Genomic DNA, 17,562 nt, shown 5'->3' with positions numbered 1-17,562 from the left:
TTCCCTATGGATAATTTGCAAGCCATTTGGCATGATGCGCATTTAATCAAACATGGGGCCAACATGAAACCGATGTTACAACAGACTGCTTTTGATGGAGCAATCGATAGCGAACTGATAATGACGTTGTTGAAGGAGATCTCGGATCGGTCCTATATCTTCAAATCTGAAGCATGTGAGCGCAGTTTGAACAGAGAGGGTTTCTCGCGAGAACAAGTGATGGCGCACTATCTCCTGATTGCTGAGCAGGAGTGGATTATGGGCCATGTCGACATTCATCAGGCGAAAGCAGTTGCATTGCGGCTTAGTTGGAGCGGGCACCAGATGCTTAAGTCACTTGAGAACAAGCAAATTGATGTGTTAAGCGCCCTATAACAGCGCACTGAAGCCCATCACATGAGCTTCGCCACAACCATGCCCCGACAATCGGGGCATGGACGCTTTAATTGACCCCAAAACCGGCGACTACACCGGCTTCCGCACCGACACCCTGGCCAACGCGGTCTATCTGCGGCTGATGACGCCGCTGGGCAGCTGGTGGGCCGACCCCTCCTTGGGTTCGCGCTTGCACGAGCTGCAGCGAGAGAAGGACGTCAGCCGCGTGGCTGTGCTTGCCCGCCAATACTCGGAGCAGGCGCTTGCGCCGCTGATCAAGGACGGTCGCGCCAACAGCGTGGCTGTCACCACGTCTCGCCAGCAACCCGGCTGGCTTGAGCTGCACATCCAGGTTGAAGACATCAGCGGCCGTGTACAACGCTTTCAGCACCCTGTGAGGGTCGCGTGATGGCCTTCTCCGTTCCCGCATTCGCCAAGATCCGCGACGATCTATTGCGGGACATCAAGAACCAGTTGCCGGATGCCGACATTGGCCCCGATAGCGATTACTTCATCCGCGCCAGCTCGGTCGCCAGCGCCGTTGAAGGGCTGTACCAGCATCAAAGCTGGATCGTGCGCCAGATCTTCCCCGACACCGCCGACCGCGAGTACCTGGAGCTGCATGCCCGCGTTCGCGGCCTTGCTCGCAAGGCGGCAGTGGCGGCCCAGGGGCAGATCAAGGCATACGGCACGCCGGGCGCGTCGGTGCCGACTGGTCTATCCGCAAAGCTGGGCGACCAGGTGTACACCACCACGTCGGCCGGCGTGATCGACGGCGGCGGCATCGCCACCGTGACGGCCGTCGCCAATACCGCAGGCACTGTCGGCAACGCCGCAGCCAATGCGGCGCTGGAGTTGACCGCCGCGCCGTCCGGCGTCACCAGCGCGGCCAGCATCGTGACCATGACCGGCGGCGTCAACGAAGAAGACGACGCCGCCTTGTTGGCGCGGCTGCTGGAGCTGATCCGTCGCCCGCCGGCCGGCGGCAACCGCCACGATTACCGGCGCTGGGCGATGGAGGTGCCGGGCGTAACCGCCGCCTACGTCTATCCGCTGCGCCGTGGCCTCGGCACCGTCGACGTGGCGATCACATCGGCCGGTGCGCTGCCGTCGGAGGCAACTATCGACGCGGTGCAGGACTACATCGATGACCTGCGTCCAGTCACGGCCAAGAACTGCCTGGTGCTGGCCCCAACGCCCAAGACGACAAACGTCTCCGTCCAGGTGAAGTTGTCCGGTATCACCCTGGCCGCCGCACAAGTGCAGATTGAGGCGGCGCTGGGCGTCTATTTTAATCAGCTCGCGCCAGGTGAAACCGCGATCAAAAGCCGCATGGAAGCACTGGTCTCTGATCTGTCCGGGGTGCTCGACCGCGTGGTGACATTGCCGGCCGCCAACGTGGTTCCGGTGGTGGATGAAACCAAGGTGGAATGGGTGCGGGTGGGCACCATCACCGTGACGGCGATGCCATGAACCACGATGAGCTGTTGACCCTACTGTTGCCGCCAGTGAGCTATGCGCCCAGTGGCGGCACTTTGCGAGCGGAGCTGACCGCGGAAGGCAAGGCGCTGGATGCCGTGCAGGTCAGCGCGCGCTACGTCGCGGGCGGAGTGACGCCATTTTTGGCGCAGCAACTGCTGCTGAACTGGGAGCGCGTCTGCGGCATCACCCCGCCGGCCAGCGCCCCTTATCAGCAGCGCCTGCAGGCCGTGCTGGCTAAGTTGGCGGAGATCGGCGGCTTGTCCATCCCGTACTTCATCCGTTTGGCGGCCGGGCTGGGCTACCAGATCACCATCAATGAGCCGCAGCCGTTCCGAGCCGGCGTGAATCGGGCAGGTGACACGCTGTGGGTCTCCGGCATTGTCTGGGTGTGGCAGGTGGTTGTGCATAGCGAAAGCGCGCGTGCGTTCCGCTTTCAAGCGGGTCTATCCGCGGCGGGCGAGCGTTTAACAGCATTTGGAGACCCGATCCTTGAGGAAGTCATGAACAACCTCAAGCCGGCACACACCTTTGTTTATTTTGCCTACCAGGAGACATAGAGATGCAACTGATCAATACCCCGGACGGCCTTTTTCATGATGGTAACCCGGCGACTGGCGACCTCGGCACGATTGTGACGGCGTTGTGGCTCAACACCCTGCAAAACGAAGTGGCCAATCTTGTAACGGGCCTGGGTGCCTCACTTGATCCAGCCGATGATGACCAAGTCAAAACGCTGCTGCTTGCCGCTCTTGCAGGTAAAGTTGACAAGAACAATGCTGTGGTGGCCGACGCTCTCAAGATAAACGGCGCCTACCCGAACGTGGTCATGAACGAGACGGACCATACCGGCGTTGACGGCTGCTGGCGCTTCATTGCGGACGGGGGGCACCTCTCTTTCCGGCGCAATTTATCGCCTGGGCGCAACTTCTTAGAAGAGACCATCCCGCTATCTATCAATTCCGCCGATGTTGTGACATTGCTGGCTACGCCTCATTTTCCGACCGCACCAGTAGGGGCAAATGATGATCGCGGCGCGTCGACTCAGTTTGTCCAGTCCGCTGTTTCTGCCCTCGGCGTGCGCCGTTACACCACAGGTTCCGCGTTGCCAACATCAGACATCGGCCCGATCTGGCACGACGATTTCAACGGATGGATGACCTGGCAAGCGTTCACTGCGAACGGCGCAAGCTATACAGGCTACGCGTCTGTGCTTGTCGGCGCTCCGCTGTTGGACGCACAGCAAACTGCGCGGCCAGGCTATATCAGGTCAGGTGTGACCAACTTGCCAAGAACTCAACATGCCGCGCTGAGGAACTGGGCGATCCACAACGGGATCATGGTGTCAGCGGGCGTTTGGGCTGCTGGGGCCATCGCCGTCGCCGACAATCCAGACGGTACGACGTTTCGTATCTACGACGTGCGAGGCGAATTTCCACGCTATTGGGACGACGGCCGAGGAGTTGACTCCGGCCGAACTTTCGGCAGCGGGCAAGCGGCGACGCAAGTGCAAAACATCGGTGTTTTTGCAGGCTCGCCGACAAGCGCAATACTTGTCACACCGCGTTCTGCCGGGATTGCCGGCAGCTATCCATTTGGGGCTGATTTGCCGCAGTATGCCGATGCGATCATTGCTGAGTCATCTAGCGGCTCATACTTCACTACGGGGCCGCTGGCTCTGGGTGGATCGACATCAGTAAGCCGGTATACGACTCGCCCGCGAAATGTCGCGATGTTGGTCGCGGTAAAGTTCTAGGAGACAGCCATGGAACAGTATTTCTTTGACGCTGATGGCGTCTTCACTTATGTAGCTCCGGCCGAGCCGATGCCGCTGGTGGATGGTGAATTCATGATCTACGCCAACAGCACGCTTGAAACTCCGCCAGCAGCCAAGGACGGCAAATGCCCGGTATGGAAAGGAGAGCGCTGGGAACTGGTGGTGGATTACCGCGCGCTCAAGTTGTGGAGCAAGGCGACGGCGCAGCCCGTGCGGGCACAGCTGGGCGATACCCCTGACAGTTTGCAGGCCACCGAGTTGGAGCCGCCACATTTTGCGGTGTGGGTCAATGATGGCTGGCGAATAGATGCTACTGCGGAGCGCGCTGCTCAAGCCGCTGCGGCCGGTGCCGAGATTGTGCGGCGTCGAGCCGTAGCGGATGCAGCGATCACTCCGTTGCAGGATGCGGTTGAACTGAGCATGTCGACTGCCGCTGAGGAGGCTGTGTTGACGGCGTGGAAGCGCTACCGAGTGTTGCTCACGAGGGTGCCGCAGCAAGCCGGATTTCCAGCGGCGATAGACTGGCCAACACCGCCATAAGTTAGGTGACAATTAGAGCGCAAAATTACGCTATTTGGCTTCATTTGGCGGTGTCAAAACTGTCGAAAATGAGTGCCAAATAGCGTGCCGCGTTACATTAGCGCGCTGCGAGTTCAGCCGCGCCTCGGGCCTGACGGGCCCCGACGGGGAGCCGGAGGCCAGGCTTGCAGGGCGGCCTTTAGGGTAAAGGGAGATTTGGCCGCGCAAATCTCCCTTTCCGTTCGCCGGGCGGAACCGGCCCTAAATCATCATCCGCGTAGCGGATTCAATGCTTTGAACAATACTTCCGTTCCGGTTTGAAAAGATCGTGAACAGGTTCTTATGGCGAGCTGTCCGTTTTTCGACCTGTTGTTGCAGGATTCGGCCACGCCGGTTTACAGCCGGCGGCAGGCTGCCTACAATCCGGCAGCTTCAATTGGCGCGTTGTATCCGCTGCGGTTCGCAGCGGCGTGGTTCTGTTTCGTCCCGTCTGCTCCGGCAGCCGCGGTCCACTCGGTTTCCCCCTCCGTCTTTCGCTTGAAGCGCCGGCAACGCCGCCCGCGGCGCTGTCGCATCGCCTGTAATCCACATAGAAAAGATAAAACATGACGTTTGCGCTGAAACACATCGCAGGCGCAACCGCTGCCATCTTGCTGGCAGGCCCGGTTGCAGCCAAGGATTTCACTGTCGCCGTGATCTACGATCAGGCGGGCAAGTTCGACAAGAGCTTCAATGAAGCGGCATTCAACGGCGCCGAACGATTCAAGAAAGAATTCCACATCAACTACCGCGAAGGCCAGGTCAGCAACGACGCTCAGAAAGAGCAGATGCTGCGCAATATGGCGCGCAAGGGCGCCGACCTGGTGGTGGCGGTGGGCTTCGCCTACACCCAGTCCATCGAGACCGTGGCCAAGGAGTTCCCCAAGGTGAAGTTCACCCTGGTGGATTCGGTGGCCAAGGGCCCGAATGTGCAGAGCATCGCCTTCAAGGAGCAGGAAGGCTCCTTCCTGGTGGGCATGGCCGCCGCGCTCAAGTCCAAGAGCGGCAAGGTGGGCTATCTGGGCGGCATGGACGTGCCGCTGATCCGCGCCTTCGGCTGCGGTTACGCCCAGGGCGCCAAGTACGCCAATCCCAAGGCGGTGGTGATGCAGAACATGATAGGCACCACCCACGCCGCCTTCAACGACCCGGCGCGCGGCGGGGAATTGGCCAAGAGCCAGTTCGATCGCGGCGTGGACGTGGTGTTCGCCGCGGCGGCGCTGTCCAATATGGGCGTGATCCAGGCGGCCAAGGGCGCCAAGAAGTTCTACATCGGCGTGGACAGCAATCAGAACTATCTGCAGCCGGGCGTGGTGCTGACCTCCATGGTCAAGCGCGTGGACAACGCGGTGTATGAAACCATGCGCGACGCCAAGAACGGCGCGTGGAAGCCGGACGTCAAGCTGATGGGCCTGAAGGAAAACGGCGTGGACTGGGCCTTGGACCCGCACAACCGTTCGCTGATCACGCCTGAGATGGAGAAGAAGATTCTGCAGGCGCGCAAGGACATCGTCAGCGGCAAGATCAAGGTGGTGGATTACCGCGCCGCCAACCGCTGCCCGGTGAACTGATCCGCCGGAGCCGCGCCGCGCTTGGCGCGGCGACGTGACAACGGGCAAGACCAATGGTCTTGCCCGTTTTTCTTTGCGGATCGTGAATAGGTGTTCAGAACCTGTTTACGATCTCGCGAGCTAAGGTGAGACAAGGCGAAAACGGCTGAGAAAGCGGAGTGTACATACGGTACATGAGCATTTCGAATCCGGTTTCAACGCCGTATCGCCGACGCGCAGCAGATCGTAAACAGGTTCTCAGATCCCCAGCGTCGCGCCGCCGTCCACGTACAGATTGTGCAGCGTAATGTGACGCGCCTGATCCGACAGCAGGAACAGCGCGGCATTGGCCACATCCTGCGGTGTGGCGATGCGTTGCAGCGGGATGCCGGTGCGGTACTGCTCCAGCGAGCCTTGCAGGATGGCCGGCGGGATGGCGTCGTCGCTCCACAACTGGCGCTGCATCGCGGTGTCGGTGGAGCCGGGCGACACGATGTTGCAACGCACGCCGAACTCGGCCAGCTCCAGGCCCAGGCATTTGCTGAACTGGGTGGTGGCGGCCTTGGACGCGGCGTAGGCCGCCATCTGGGTGCGCGGCACTTCGGCGGCGTTGGAGCCCACGGTGACGATGCCACCCCGGCGGCGAGCCTGCATGCGCCGCGCCACCGCGCGGCTGAGGAAGAACACGCCGTGAGTGTTGACGGCGAAACTTTGCAGCCAGTCCTCGTCGCTGAGCTGTTCCACCGTGCCCAGACGCAGCACGCCGGCGACATTGGCCAGCATGTCGATGGCGCCGATCTCGTCTTCGATGCGGGCCACCGCCTGTTCCACCGCCGCGCCGTCGCGGATGTCCAGCGGCAGCGGGATGATGCGGCCGTCGGCGTGGGCCGGCGTGTGCAGCGCCAGCTGCTGCAGGCCGTCGGCGCGCAGGTCCAGCGCCGCCACGCGGCAGCCCTGGTCCGCCAGCGAGCGCGCCAGCGCCGCGCCTATGCCCTGGGCCGCGCCGCTGACCACGGCCAGCCGCCCGTGGAATTCCGGGTAGCTGGCGCTCATGCGGCGGCCCCGTCCAGCTGGCGCGCCAGCAGCGCCTGCCAGGCGTTGACGGTGGGCTGCTGCGCCAGTTCGATGAAGTCGATTTCCGCGCCCAGCGCGCGCCATTGTTCCAGCAAGCTCATCAGGCGGATGGAGTCCAGGCCCCAGTCCAGCAGATTGTCGTCCAGGCCGATGTCGCTGGCCGGCTGTTGCAGCAGTTCGGCGATGGCGGCGCGCAGCGCTTCCGCGCTGGGCGCGGCGCTGGCCGGTGCGGCCTGCTGGTCCAGCTGGCCCAGCAGGCGCTGGCTGTCCAGGGTCACGCCGCAGCGCTGGGCCACGTATTCCAGCGCCATCGCGTGGCGGTCGGCGGAGAAGTCGGCCAGGCCGTCGGCGACGAAGAAGGGCTGGATGTCGTACATGAAGGCGTCCAGCGCGGTGCTCATGCAGCCGATGTGGGCGTAGATGCCGCAGATGATCAGCTGGTCGCGGCCTTGCTGGCGCAGCAGGTTGAGGAAGGGCGAGCGCTGGAAGGCGCTGTAGCGCCACTTGGTCAGCACGGTGTCGTCGGAGGCTGGGCTCAGGCTGGCCACGATGGGATGGCGTTCCGGACGCGCCGGCAGGCCGGGGCCCCACATATCGTTGAGCAGGCCGCGGTCGCTGTCGGCCTGTTCCGCCGGCTGGGCGGTGTAGAACACCGGAATGTTCAGCTCGTGGCAGCGCGCGCGGATGGCGGCGATATTGCGCAGCGCGGTGGCCACCGGCTCGGCCTCGCGGTCATAGAAATCCAGGAAGTATTCCTGCATGTCGTGGATCAGCAGCGCGGCGCGCTGCGGCGCCACCGTCCAGTTGACGCGGTTGTCCGGCAGTTGCGACGGGATGGCGTAGGGGGCGATGCGGGGAATGCTCATGCTTGTGACCTTTGGGTGGACTGCGCGGCCAGTTTCTGTTCCAGCATCTGGCGCAGGGTTTTCTTGCTGACCTTGCCGACGCTGGTTTGCGGCAGGGTGTCGACCAGCTCCAGCCGGTCCGGAATCTTGTAGGCGGCGAGGCCGCGCTCGCGCAGGAAGGCGGCCACCTGGGGCAGGCGGATCGCCTGTTGCTCGCGCGGGATGATGAAGGCGCAGGAGCGCTCGCCCAGATAGGGGTCGCTCATCGCCACGATGGCGACGTCGCGCACCAGCGGGTGGGCCAGCAGGTGGTTTTCCACTTCCTCAGCGGAGATTTTCTCGCCGCCGCGGTTGATCTGGTCCTTGGCGCGGCCTTCCACCGTCAGATAGCCGTCGGCGTTCATGCTGACCAGGTCGCCGGTGCGGTAGAAGCCGTCGGCGGTGAAGGCGCGCTGATTGTGGTCGGCGGCGCGCCAGTAGCCGCGGATGGTGTAGGGGCCGCGCGTCAGCAGGTGGCCGACTTCGCCCGGCGCCACCGGCTGGTCCTCGTCGTCGACGATGCGCACTTCGTCGTCGGCGCTGATCGGCCGGCCTTGTGTGTTCAGCACCTGCTCCGGGCCGTCGTCCAGCCGGGTGTAGTTGACCAGGCCTTCGGCCATGCCGAAGACCTGCTGCAGCTTGCAGCCCAGCGCGGGCTCGACGCGGGCGGCGAGCTCGGGGCCGAACTTGGCGCCGCCCACTTGCAGCAGGCGCAGGCTGGCGAGCTTGCCCGGCTGCTTGGCGGCGGCGTCCAGCCACAGCGGCACCAGCGGCGGCACCAGGGCGGCGATGGTGACGGCCTCGGTCTCGATCAGCTCGAAGGATTCGTCGACGCTGGGGCCGGAAGCCAGCACCACGGTGCCGCCGGCGTGGAAGACGCCGAAGCTGCCGGGCGAGCTCATCGGGAAGTTGTGGCCGGCCGGCAGCACGCACAGATAGACGCTGTCGCGGCTCAGGCCGCAGATCTCGGCGCTGGCGGCGAAGCTGTACAGATAGTCGTCATGGGTGCGCGGAATCAGCTTGGGCACGCCGGTGCTGCCGCCGGAGAGCTGGAAGAAGGCCAGGCCGCTGGGGTCCGGCTCCGCCGGCAAGGGCTGGTCCATCAGATAGAGGCTGTTGAGCGGGGTGTAGTCGCCGGCGTCGCCGGCCACGATCACCTGCTGCAGCGAGGGCGCCAGCGGCAGCAGCTCGGCCGCCAGCGCGCGGTAGTCGAAGCCGGCGTGCTGATCGGCGCAGAAATAGACCGCGGCGTCGGTGTGCTGGCAGAAGTAGGACACTTCGGCGCGGCGGTGCGCCGGCAAAGCGAACACCGGCAGCATGCCGAGGCGGAACAGCGCGAAGGCGACGATGAAGAACTCGGCGCAATTGGGTAGCTGCACCACGGCGCGCTGGCCGGGACGCAGGCCGCGCGCGTACAGGCCGGCGGCCAGGCGCTCGGCGTAGAGCTTGAGCTCGCGGTAGTTCAGCCGCTGCTTGCCGGCCACCAGCGCCAGTTTTTCCGGCTGCTGCTCGGCCTGGGCCGCCAGCATGGAAAACAGGGTCTGGCCTTGCCAATAGCCGGCCTCGCGGTAGCGGCGGGCGAAATCTTCAGGCCACGGCGTCCAGTCCAGTTGTTGCTCGCTCATGCCGCCTCCGCCAGATCGGCCAGGCCCATTGCGCGCAGCATGGTGCGGAATTTGGCCGCGGTTTCGGCCAATTCGCTTTCCGGCAGCGAGCCGGTGACGATGCCGGCGCCGGCGAACAGGCGCAGCGTGCGTTCGGCGATTTCGGCGCAGCGGATGGTGACCGCCCATTCGCCGTCGCCCTTGCCGTCGCACCAGCCCACCATGCCGGTGAAGAAGCCGCGGTCGAAGGGTTCGATCTCGCGGATCAGGCTGCGCGCCGGGTCCGCCGGGAAACCGCACACCGCCGGGGTGGGGTGCAGCGCGCGCGCCAGTTCGAAGGAGCCCACCGCCGGATCGATCAGCTCGCCGCTGATGCGGGTGGACAGATGCCACATGGTGGCGGTGGAGACCAGGGACGGGCCGGCCGGCACTTGCAGATCGCGGCAGTACGGCGCCAGCGCCTCGACCACGGCGTCGATCACCAGCTTGTGCTCGAACAAGTCCTTGCCGGACTCCAGCAGCGCGTCGGCGCGGCGGCGGTCTTCCGCCGGGTCCGGGCTGCGCGCGGCGGAGCCGGCCAGCGGATTGGTGATCACTTGCCGGCCGTAGCGGGCCAGCAGCAGTTCCGGGCTGGCGCCCATCAGCGCGCGGCGCGGCGCGCCGTCTTCGCTCAGCTGCACGGCGAAGGTGTAGCCGTGCTGGTTCTGGCTGGCCAGATTGAGCAGCAATTGACGCTGGTCTATGGCCTGCTTGGCGGAAAGCTCTAAGGTGCGCGACAGCACCACCTTGTCCAGCGCGCCGCTGCCGATGCGGGCCAGCGCGTCGCTGACGCCCTGGCAGTAAGCGGCCGGCGCCGGCTGCGGCGTCAATTGGCAATCGGCTTGCAAGGGCTGGCGCAGGGCGCTGCGCTGTTCCTGACGCAGCGCGTCGGCGCGGCGCACTTGTTGCGGCACGAACAACCACGGCTGTTGTTCCGGCATGAAGGGGATGGCGCCGACGACCACGGCCTGAGCCGGGTCCGGCTGGGCGGCCAGCGCGGCGGCGATGGCGGCGCTGGGATCGGTGTCGGTGATCACTTGCTGGATGCCTTCGGCCAGCAGGGTGTGGCATGGCGAGGCGAAGAAGAAGGCGGAATCGGCCTGGTAGGCGGCCAACAGATTGTGTTCGCCGCTATAGGCTGGGTCGAGTGAGGTTTGGTTCATCGCTATTCCTGAGTCCACTGGGTAGGTGGGGGATGGCTCGTCTGAGCGTCGAGGGCGAATATAAATGATAATCGTTATCCATTGCAATACGGTGATATTGCGTACAGATGATATTGATTCCACATTTTTTGACTAGGGATATAGGGGGAATACTGTTTTTTTGAAGCGCTTGGGTCGTGAGAAGGGTGTGGGATTAAGGAGTTGTCCTTGCCGGTCGATAAAGTTTGGAAAGAGCGACTAAGCGGGCAAGACGGTGGGCTACTCAGGGATGAAGAGGGAGTGGTTGGCTATGCGATTTGCTTGTCTGGAACAAGAATGCAATTGACAATCATTATCAATAAAAATATCGTAGCCGCCAATTGAACCGCTTGCATGGCAGGCGCAGGATGGAGAGCGACAATGTATTTTGAAGGCAGCGATAGCATGGACGGTGTTCCCGATAGTGCGCAGACGGCGGAGCCGATGGGCTTACTGCGTTTGCCCTCGCCGCGGGAACTGATGGCCGACGCGATGGCGGACGACAGGGCGCGGGAGACGGTGGCGCGCGGCCGCCGTCTGACTCAGGCCGCGATAGCCGGAACGGGGACGCGCCGCCTGCTGTTGCTGCGTTTGCCGCTGCCGGCCTTGCTGGAGCAGGCTGAACAGCTGAGCGCCTGGCTGTCGCGGGAGGCGGGCTGGAGCGTGTTGGCCCAGCCGCTTGCCGTCGCGACGACGGGGCGCGGACGACAAGCGCTGTTGGAGCAAAGAAAGGTTTATCTGCGATGCCTGGCCGCGGGCGTTCCCTTGGCGCATGTCTTGATTCAGCCCAATGAGATGGCGTATCTGAGCGATCTGGTCAGCGCGGTGTTGCTGCCGCCCACCGTGATCGAGAGTCAGATTCATCGGGAGCTGGCTTCGGCGCTGCCATGCCCGGTATTGCTGGAGCCCGGCGACGCGGACAAGCTGCAGATCGCTCGCGACGCGCGCCAGGCGGTGGCGGCCAGCCATCGTTTCCCGATGCTGCTGAACGAGGGGCGGGTGGGCCTGGTGGAAAGCGCCGGCAATCCGGACGGCGCGGTGTTGCTGGGCGCGGGCATGGCGGCCGGCGGCGCGCCGCATTTGCTGGCCTTCGACGACGCGCCGGAGCGCGCGGAAGACTGGGCGCCGGCTTGCGGCGGCCTGACGCTGACCGCGTCCAGCGTGTCGGCGGCGCAGCGGCGATTCCAGCGCTGGCAAGCGTCCGAGCTGTTGGCCACGGCCGACTGAGCCGGTTTTAACGCACGCTGCTCACGCAATCCCGCCCGCTGCCCTTGGCGTGGTACAGCGCTTCGTCGGCGCGCGCGTAGCAGCTGGCGATGTCGTCGTCGGGCCGCAGCTCGGTCAGCCCGATCGAGCAGGTGTAGCCCAGCTCGGGCTTGGCCGCCAGGGGGCGGTCCAGCCGCGCGGCGGCGAGAATCCGTTCACAGCATTGCTCGGCCTCCAGCAGCGAGGTTTGCGGCAGCAGCAGCATGAATTCCTCGCCGCCCAAGCGGCCGAAGCCGTCTCTTTGCCGCAGCTGAGCGCGCGCGGTCTGGACGAAGCCGCAGATGACGTGGTCGCCGGCCGGATGGCCCTCCAGGTCGTTGATGCGCTTGAAGTGGTCGAGATCGAGAATGGCGAGACAGGCCGGCGCCGCGTGTTGAAGCCGCTGCTGCAACAGCAGTTGCAATAACTGCATCAGATGGGTGCGGTTGCTGATGCCGGTCATCGGGTCGGTCTGGGCGGCGCGCACGGCCACGTCGCGGGCCTGGCGCAGTTCGCGCTTGTCGGCGCGCAGTTCGGTGATATCGCTGGCCTGACACAGCATCCAGCCGTCCGCGCTCATGGTTTCCGTCATCCACATCCAGCGGCCGTCGCATAGATCGGCCTCGAATGCGCGGTAAGGCAGTTTGCCGCGGCGCGAACAGGCGGAGCGCAGCCAGGCTTCGATATCGTCGGTTTCTATCCGCGAGCCTTGCTTCTGCCGGTAGTTTCGTCGCATGAGTTCCGCCCAACTCAGGTATTCCTCTTGGGACAGGAAGAAGCTTTGGCGAAAGGCGGTGTTGGCGTAGCGCAGCATGTCTTGCGGGTCGAACAGCGCGATCAGGACCGCGCTGTCGTCCAGCAAGGCAAGCAGGGTGGTGCAGAGGGGGTCCGTCATGGCGGTGGGCTACTCAAGCGTGTTTCAGTGAGTATCGTACCCGGCGGCCATGCTTGCCAAGGCGCATGCCGCGCGTCACAGCATGGCGAAGGCCGCCATGCCGACCAGGGCGCCGGTCGTGCCCAGTATGGTCTCCATCAGCGACCAGGTTTTCAGCGTCTGAGCCTCGTCGGCGCCGGTGAATTTGCCGAACAGCCAGAAGCCGGAGTCGTTGACGTGGCTGAGCACGATGGAGCCGCCGGCGATGCAGATGGACAGCGCCGCCAGCTGCGCGCCGGACAAGCCCATGGTTTCGATGGCCGGCAGCACCAGGCCCACCGTGGTCAGGCAGGCGACGGTGGCCGAGCCCTGTATGACCCTGACCGCGGCCGCCAGCGCGAAGCAGGCGACGGCGATGGGCAGGCCGGCGCCGATCAGCGCGTTGCCCAGCGCCGGCCCCACGCCCGAATCCACCAGCACCTGCTTGAACACGCCGCCGGCGCCGGTCACCAATAGGATGATGCCGGCCGGTTGCAGCGCGGCGTTGCAGACGCGCATGACCTGTTCCGCGTCCATGCCGCGGCGGATCGCCAGGCCGTAGATGGCGATCAGGCAGGCGGCCAGGATGGCGCTGAACGGGTGGCCGATGAACTGCAGCCAGTGGTAGACGGCCGAGCCCGGCGCGGCCAGATGGCTGCCCAGGGTCTTGCAGGCCACCATGACCAGCGGGAACAGCACCAGGGTCAGGCTGAAGGCGAAGGAGGGCATGCGGCCGCGATCCAGAGCCGGCTCGCTGATGTCGTCCGGCAGCGCCAGGCTGACGTGCCGGCTGATGAAGCTGCCGAACAGCGGCCCGGCCAGCAGCATGCCGGGAATCGCCGCCGCCAGCCCGATCAGAATCATCCAGCCGAAGTCGGCCTGCATCTGCGAAGCCAACAGCATGGGCGTGGGACCGGGCAAGAGGAAGGCCGCCGCCGCGGCCACGCCGGCGAACAGCGGCACCGCCAGCTTGACCACATTGCCGCCGGTGCGGCGCGCCACCGCGAACACCACGCCGATCAACAGCACGATGGCGACGTCGAAGAACAGCGGCAACGCGCAGACCAGTCCGGCCACGCCCAGCGCGTAATGCGCGCGCCGTTCGCCGAAGCGGCTCAGCAGCCGGTCGGCGATCTGATCGAGCGCGCCGGTTTCGTGCAGGATCTTGCCGAACATGGCGCCCAAGGCCACCACCACGGCGAGGAAGCCCAGCGTGCCGGCCATGCCTTTTTGCATGGTGTCGGCGATTTTCTCCACCGGCATGCCGGAGGCCACGCCGGCGCCGATCGAGACCAGCATCAGCGCGATGAAGGCGTGCAGGCGCGCCTTCATCACCAGCAACAACAACAGAGCGACCGAGCCCAGCGCGGTCAATACCAGGGTTGCGATGGACATGTCAGCGCTCCTGGCGGGACTGGATCAGGCGCAGCGCGCCGGCGACGACGCTGTCCAGCTCGGGGCGGATGTCCAGGGCGTGGACGTCGGTCTCGTCCGGCCCCGGCTCTTCCAGCGCGGCGAATTGAGAGGCCAGCATATCGGCCTTCTGGAAATGGCCTTGCCGGGCTTGAAGCCGTTGCAGGATCAAGTCGAAATCGCCTTTCAGGTAGAGGAAGGACAGCTGGGGGTTGCCGGCGCGCAGCTGGTCGCGGTATCGCCGTTTCAGCGCGGAGCAGACGATGATGGACAGCGCGTTGCTGCGTTGCATGGCGTAGGCGGCGTCGCTGAGCGCGGCAAGCCAGGGCAGCCTATCGGCGTCGTCCAGCGGCGTTCCGGCGGCCATTTTGTCGATATTGGCGCGCGGATGCAGGAAATCGCCGTCCAGCACGGCGCATGTCAGGTGTTGGGCCAGCCGCGCGGCGAGCGCCGATTTGCCGCAGCCGGAGACGCCCATCAGCACGTAAACCTGATGTGGTGTGGAATTCATGAAGCCACTCCAATGAGTTGTCGCTTTCGTTTGAAGGCGGATCGTGATTGTTACCGGTAACATCATGCCGATGACAATATGTCGGCTTTGCGGCGAGCAGGCAAGCGTTTTGAGCGCCGGGCTTGATCCGGAACCGGCGTCATCGCTTGAGGGCTTGATTGCTAAGGGATTTTACGGGGAGGCCGGTGTCGTATTCCGGCACCGGCTTAGACGCTGCCGCCCAGGCTCAGGGTATAGCCCAGGTCCACGACCGGATCGGCGTAACGCTGGCCGTGGATGCGGCCGAGCAGGCGTTGCGCCGCCAGCCGGCCTATCGCTTCGCGCGGCGTGACCACGCTGGCCAGCCGCGGGTGCAGCGCGGCGCCGATGTCCAGCGCGTTGAAGCCGGCGACGGCGATGCGCTCCGGCACCGCCAGGCCCATGGCCTGGGCCTCCAGCAGCGCGCCGGCGGCGATGTCGTCGTTGGTGCAGAACACGCCGTCCAGATCCGGCGCGGAGGCCATGGCCTGGCGCAGCATTTCGCCGCCAAGCTGAAAGCTGGAATGTTGTTCGGTCTGGATCTCCAGCGGGATCAGCCCGGCCTGCTCCATCGCCGCCCGGTAGCCGGCGGCGCGCAAGCGGGTGCGGCGGTCGAGGCGGGCGGCCAGATAGGCGATGCGCCGCTTGCCGCGCGCGATCATGGCCCGGGTCATGTCCTCGGCGGCGGCCTGATGGTCCAGGCCCACGGCCAGGTCTATGGGCTGGGTCGGCAGCTCCATCACTTCCACCACCGGGATGGCCGCCACCTGCAGCATGCGCAAAGTGCGTTCGGAGTGAACGGTTTCGCACAGGATCAGCCCGTCCACCTGGAAGGACAGCAGCTGCTCCACCTGCCGGGTTTCCTGTTCGATGTCGTAGCAGTAATGGCCGTAAAGCGTGTGGTAGCCGGCCTCGCGGGTCATGGCTTCGACGCCGTGCACCAGGCTGGAGAACACCTGATTGGACATGGACGGCAAGAGCACGCCGATGGCGCGGCTTTTGGCGCGGGCCAGCAGGTCCGGCACCCGGTTGGGGATATAGCCCAGTTGCTCCATCGCGCCGGCGATGCGCTGTCCGGTGGCGTCCGACACCAGGCTGGCGTTGCGCAGATAACGGCTGACCGTCATCTTGGAAGTGCCTACCCGGTCGGCGATGTCCTGCAGCGACGGGCGGCGCGGCTTATCGCTCATGACGCGGGCCCGGCAAGGCGGAAGCGACGGCTTCCGGGGATAGGGCGAACGGCGCGAAACGGTTCATGCGGGCATCGGGCTCCCATGGCGGCGTGGTGAGGCTAGGCAAGCCGCGATTGTAGACCGATTTTCGTCAAATGAGCTATGGCCAGTGGATGGCCGTGGCGGCGGCGCCGAGTTTTTTGGCATAAAACCGCGTTTCGGCGCCGGCGCGGCGTCTTAATCGTCCGGCAAACCCAGCAGGCGGCGCAGATTGTTGATCACTTGCTGGCGTTTGGCCTGTTCTTGCAGGTAATCGCGTTCGGCGGCGGCGACGTCGGCCGCGCAGTGCGGACAACAGGTCTCGTCGGGGTGGATGTATTGCTGGCACTGCCGGCACAGCGCCAGCTTGGCCGGCGGCCGGCCTTCGCGCGGCGCGGTCTTGCCCTTGTTTTTCCAAGTCAGCGCGATCACCTGGCCGCTGCGGCTGATGCGGCCGACTTCCTGGCCGCTGGCGATGTCCTCGGTGATCAGGTCGAAACGCCCGACGGCGAAGGAGGCCGGCGCGGCGTCCTGCAGTTTGACGATGCGCTCGCGCAGGCCCTGTTTTTCCAGTTCCAGCGCGCGGTAATGGCAGTAGGGATTGTTGCCGGGCTTGCCCAGCAGCGAGTGGGAGGTCCAGGTGCAGCCGCCGCGGCAGACGTCGTTGTAGTAGCAGCCGCGGCAATAGCCCCACAGATCGTCCACCGAGCGCAGCCGGCCGAAATGGATGCCCTCGCTGTGGTGCCAGATGTCGTCCAGGCTCATGTCGCGCACATTGCCGCCGGAAAAGCCGACGGTGGCCAGCGAGGGACAGCCCTTGACGGTGCCGTCCGCCTCCAGCGCCAGCACGGTCTGACCGGCGGCGCAGCCGCTCCAGTGCACCCGCTCGTCGCCGAAGCCGCGCCACAGCCGCTCGTAAGGGCCGTAGTAGCCGATATTGTTGCCCACGTTCATCAACAGGCCGCGTTCCACCCCCTCGCGGTAAAGCCGCGCCAGCAAGGGCATCAGCTCTAGCAATTGGTAGGGCTGCAGCAAGAGTTCGTCGTTGTCCACCGCATTGCCCATCGCCACCGTCAGCTGGATCTGCCAGTGGGTGGCGCCCAGCTCGATGATCTGATCCATCAGCGCCGGCAAGTCCGGCATGGTGGCCGCGCCGATCTGGGTGTTGACGCTGACGGCGAGGCCGGAGGCCTTGGCGCGGCGCAAGGCGTCCACCGCCTTGTCGAAAGCGCCCGGCACATTTCGCACCTTGTCGTGCAGGGGCGCGAGGCCGTCCAGCGACACGCCGACGCCGTTGAGGCCGGCGTCTATCGCCTGTTGCAGCCGGGCGGGGTTCAGATTGCGGCCGCCGGTCTGAATCGCGCAATACATGCCGTGGCCGCGGATGGCGCGGATCAGCTGGGTCCAGTCCTTGCGCAGATAGGCCTCGCCGCCGATCAAGGTGATTTCGCGGGTGCCCAGCGCCGCCAGCGCGTCTATCACTTCCAGGCATTCGGCGGTGGACAGCTCGTTGGGGCGGCGGTGGCCGGCGCGGGAGCCGCAGTGCAGGCATTTCAGATCGCAGGCCAGGGTGATTTCCCAAACCACGTGCACTGGGACGTAGCGCTTGAAGTCTTCGTCGTCCAGATAGCGTGCAGGGCGGACGGCGGGGCTGTCGTCTAGCATGGGCGGGTCCTTGAGAGAGGGCGAGGAGCGCCCGGCGGGCGCTCCTGGGCTTTGAACAAGCGCGG

Annotated in this window: 18 protein-coding genes; 9 read left to right on the top strand and 9 right to left on the bottom strand. The window is 65.0% G+C overall.

Features of this window, described 5'->3' with window-relative positions; translation table 11 throughout:
* Nucleotides 1-6: 6 nt before the first annotated feature.
* From ACODSD_RS06990 to ACODSD_RS06960, 7 genes are all read left to right on the top strand, one after another.
* Nucleotides 7-375: a hypothetical protein gene (locus ACODSD_RS06990; RefSeq protein WP_488877034.1), complete on the top strand. Its 369-nt coding sequence runs from the start codon at nt 7-9 to the stop codon at nt 373-375.
* Between the two features lie 58 nt (nt 376-433).
* Nucleotides 434-784 (top strand): phage GP46 family protein, encoded by a 351-nt coding sequence (locus ACODSD_RS06985; RefSeq protein WP_488877033.1) that lies wholly within the window; start codon nt 434-436, stop codon nt 782-784.
* Nucleotides 784-1,848: a baseplate J/gp47 family protein gene (locus ACODSD_RS06980; RefSeq protein WP_488877032.1), complete on the top strand. Its 1,065-nt coding sequence runs from the start codon at nt 784-786 to the stop codon at nt 1,846-1,848. The genes ACODSD_RS06985 and ACODSD_RS06980 overlap by 1 nt, the downstream gene beginning before the upstream one ends.
* The gene (locus tag ACODSD_RS06975) at nt 1,845-2,414 is read left to right on the top strand and encodes a YmfQ family protein (RefSeq protein ID WP_488877031.1); all 570 of its coding nucleotides are present in this window, start codon (nt 1,845-1,847) and stop codon (nt 2,412-2,414) included. Before ACODSD_RS06980 ends, ACODSD_RS06975 begins: the two co-directional genes overlap by 4 nt.
* Before the next feature lie 2 nt (nt 2,415-2,416).
* Nucleotides 2,417-3,610: a hypothetical protein gene (locus ACODSD_RS06970; protein WP_488877030.1), complete on the top strand. Its 1,194-nt coding sequence runs from the start codon at nt 2,417-2,419 to the stop codon at nt 3,608-3,610.
* A gap of 9 nt (nt 3,611-3,619) precedes the next feature.
* Nucleotides 3,620-4,171 carry a tail fiber assembly protein gene (locus ACODSD_RS06965; RefSeq protein WP_488877029.1) on the top strand — a complete coding sequence of 184 codons (552 nt, stop codon included), beginning with the start codon at nt 3,620-3,622 and terminating at the stop codon, nt 4,169-4,171.
* A gap of 584 nt (nt 4,172-4,755) precedes the next feature.
* Nucleotides 4,756-5,760 (top strand): BMP family lipoprotein, encoded by a 1,005-nt coding sequence (locus ACODSD_RS06960; protein WP_107798850.1) that lies wholly within the window; start codon nt 4,756-4,758, stop codon nt 5,758-5,760.
* 237 nt (nt 5,761-5,997) lie between these two features.
* On the opposite strand, the gene ACODSD_RS06955 is transcribed toward ACODSD_RS06960, so the two are convergent.
* From ACODSD_RS06955 to dhbC, 4 genes are read right to left on the bottom strand one after another with little or no spacing between them, the layout of a single operon-like run.
* Nucleotides 5,998-6,792 (bottom strand): 2,3-dihydro-2,3-dihydroxybenzoate dehydrogenase, encoded by a 795-nt coding sequence (locus tag ACODSD_RS06955; RefSeq protein WP_488877028.1) that lies wholly within the window; start codon nt 6,790-6,792, stop codon nt 5,998-6,000.
* Complete coding sequence (locus ACODSD_RS06950) at nt 6,789-7,679, bottom strand: isochorismatase family protein (protein WP_488877027.1); 891 nt, start codon at nt 7,677-7,679, stop codon at nt 6,789-6,791. The genes ACODSD_RS06955 and ACODSD_RS06950 overlap by 4 nt, the downstream gene beginning before the upstream one ends.
* Nucleotides 7,676-9,322 (bottom strand): (2,3-dihydroxybenzoyl)adenylate synthase, encoded by a 1,647-nt coding sequence (locus ACODSD_RS06945; protein WP_253313627.1) that lies wholly within the window; start codon nt 9,320-9,322, stop codon nt 7,676-7,678. Before ACODSD_RS06945 ends, ACODSD_RS06950 begins: the two co-directional genes overlap by 4 nt.
* Nucleotides 9,319-10,503, bottom strand: a complete 1,185-nt coding sequence (gene dhbC / locus ACODSD_RS06940; RefSeq protein ID WP_166451738.1) for an isochorismate synthase DhbC — start codon at nt 10,501-10,503, stop codon at nt 9,319-9,321. The genes ACODSD_RS06945 and dhbC overlap by 4 nt, the downstream gene beginning before the upstream one ends.
* A gap of 207 nt (nt 10,504-10,710) precedes the next feature.
* Here dhbC and ACODSD_RS06935 point away from each other — a divergent pair, with 207 nt between their 5' ends.
* Nucleotides 10,711-10,866 carry a hypothetical protein gene (locus ACODSD_RS06935; RefSeq protein WP_158274252.1) on the top strand — a complete coding sequence of 52 codons (156 nt, stop codon included), beginning with the start codon at nt 10,711-10,713 and terminating at the stop codon, nt 10,864-10,866.
* A gap of 60 nt (nt 10,867-10,926) precedes the next feature.
* Entirely contained in the window at nt 10,927-11,748 is an 822-nt protein-coding gene (locus tag ACODSD_RS06930) for a hypothetical protein (protein WP_488877026.1), read from the top strand.
* Between the two features lie 7 nt (nt 11,749-11,755).
* On the opposite strand, the gene ACODSD_RS06925 is transcribed toward ACODSD_RS06930, so the two are convergent.
* The 5 genes from ACODSD_RS06925 to ACODSD_RS06905 all read right to left on the bottom strand — a co-directional run bounded on the left by ACODSD_RS06925 (nt 11,756) and on the right by ACODSD_RS06905 (nt 17,497).
* Entirely contained in the window at nt 11,756-12,661 is a 906-nt protein-coding gene (locus ACODSD_RS06925; RefSeq protein WP_488877025.1) for a GGDEF domain-containing protein, read from the bottom strand.
* Nucleotides 12,662-12,736: 75 nt separating this feature from the next.
* Nucleotides 12,737-14,074: a gluconate transporter gene (gene gntU / locus ACODSD_RS06920; RefSeq protein WP_253313630.1), complete on the bottom strand. Its 1,338-nt coding sequence runs from the start codon at nt 14,072-14,074 to the stop codon at nt 12,737-12,739.
* A 1-nt stretch (nt 14,075) separates the two neighbouring features.
* Complete coding sequence (gene gntK / locus ACODSD_RS06915) at nt 14,076-14,603, bottom strand: gluconokinase (RefSeq protein ID WP_235088454.1); 528 nt, start codon at nt 14,601-14,603, stop codon at nt 14,076-14,078.
* Nucleotides 14,604-14,809: 206 nt separating this feature from the next.
* Complete coding sequence (locus ACODSD_RS06910) at nt 14,810-15,811, bottom strand: substrate-binding domain-containing protein (protein ID WP_107798859.1); 1,002 nt, start codon at nt 15,809-15,811, stop codon at nt 14,810-14,812.
* Nucleotides 15,812-16,030: 219 nt separating this feature from the next.
* Nucleotides 16,031-17,497, bottom strand: coding sequence for a GDL motif peptide-associated radical SAM/SPASM maturase (locus ACODSD_RS06905; RefSeq protein ID WP_488877024.1), 1,467 nt, complete (start codon nt 17,495-17,497; stop codon nt 16,031-16,033).
* Nucleotides 17,498-17,562: the final 65 nt, after the last annotated feature.

The organism is Chromobacterium sp. FG22, assembly GCF_057809415.1.
Note: the sequence above shows the minus strand (reverse complement) of the source record. Positions and strands in the feature narration are given on the sequence as shown.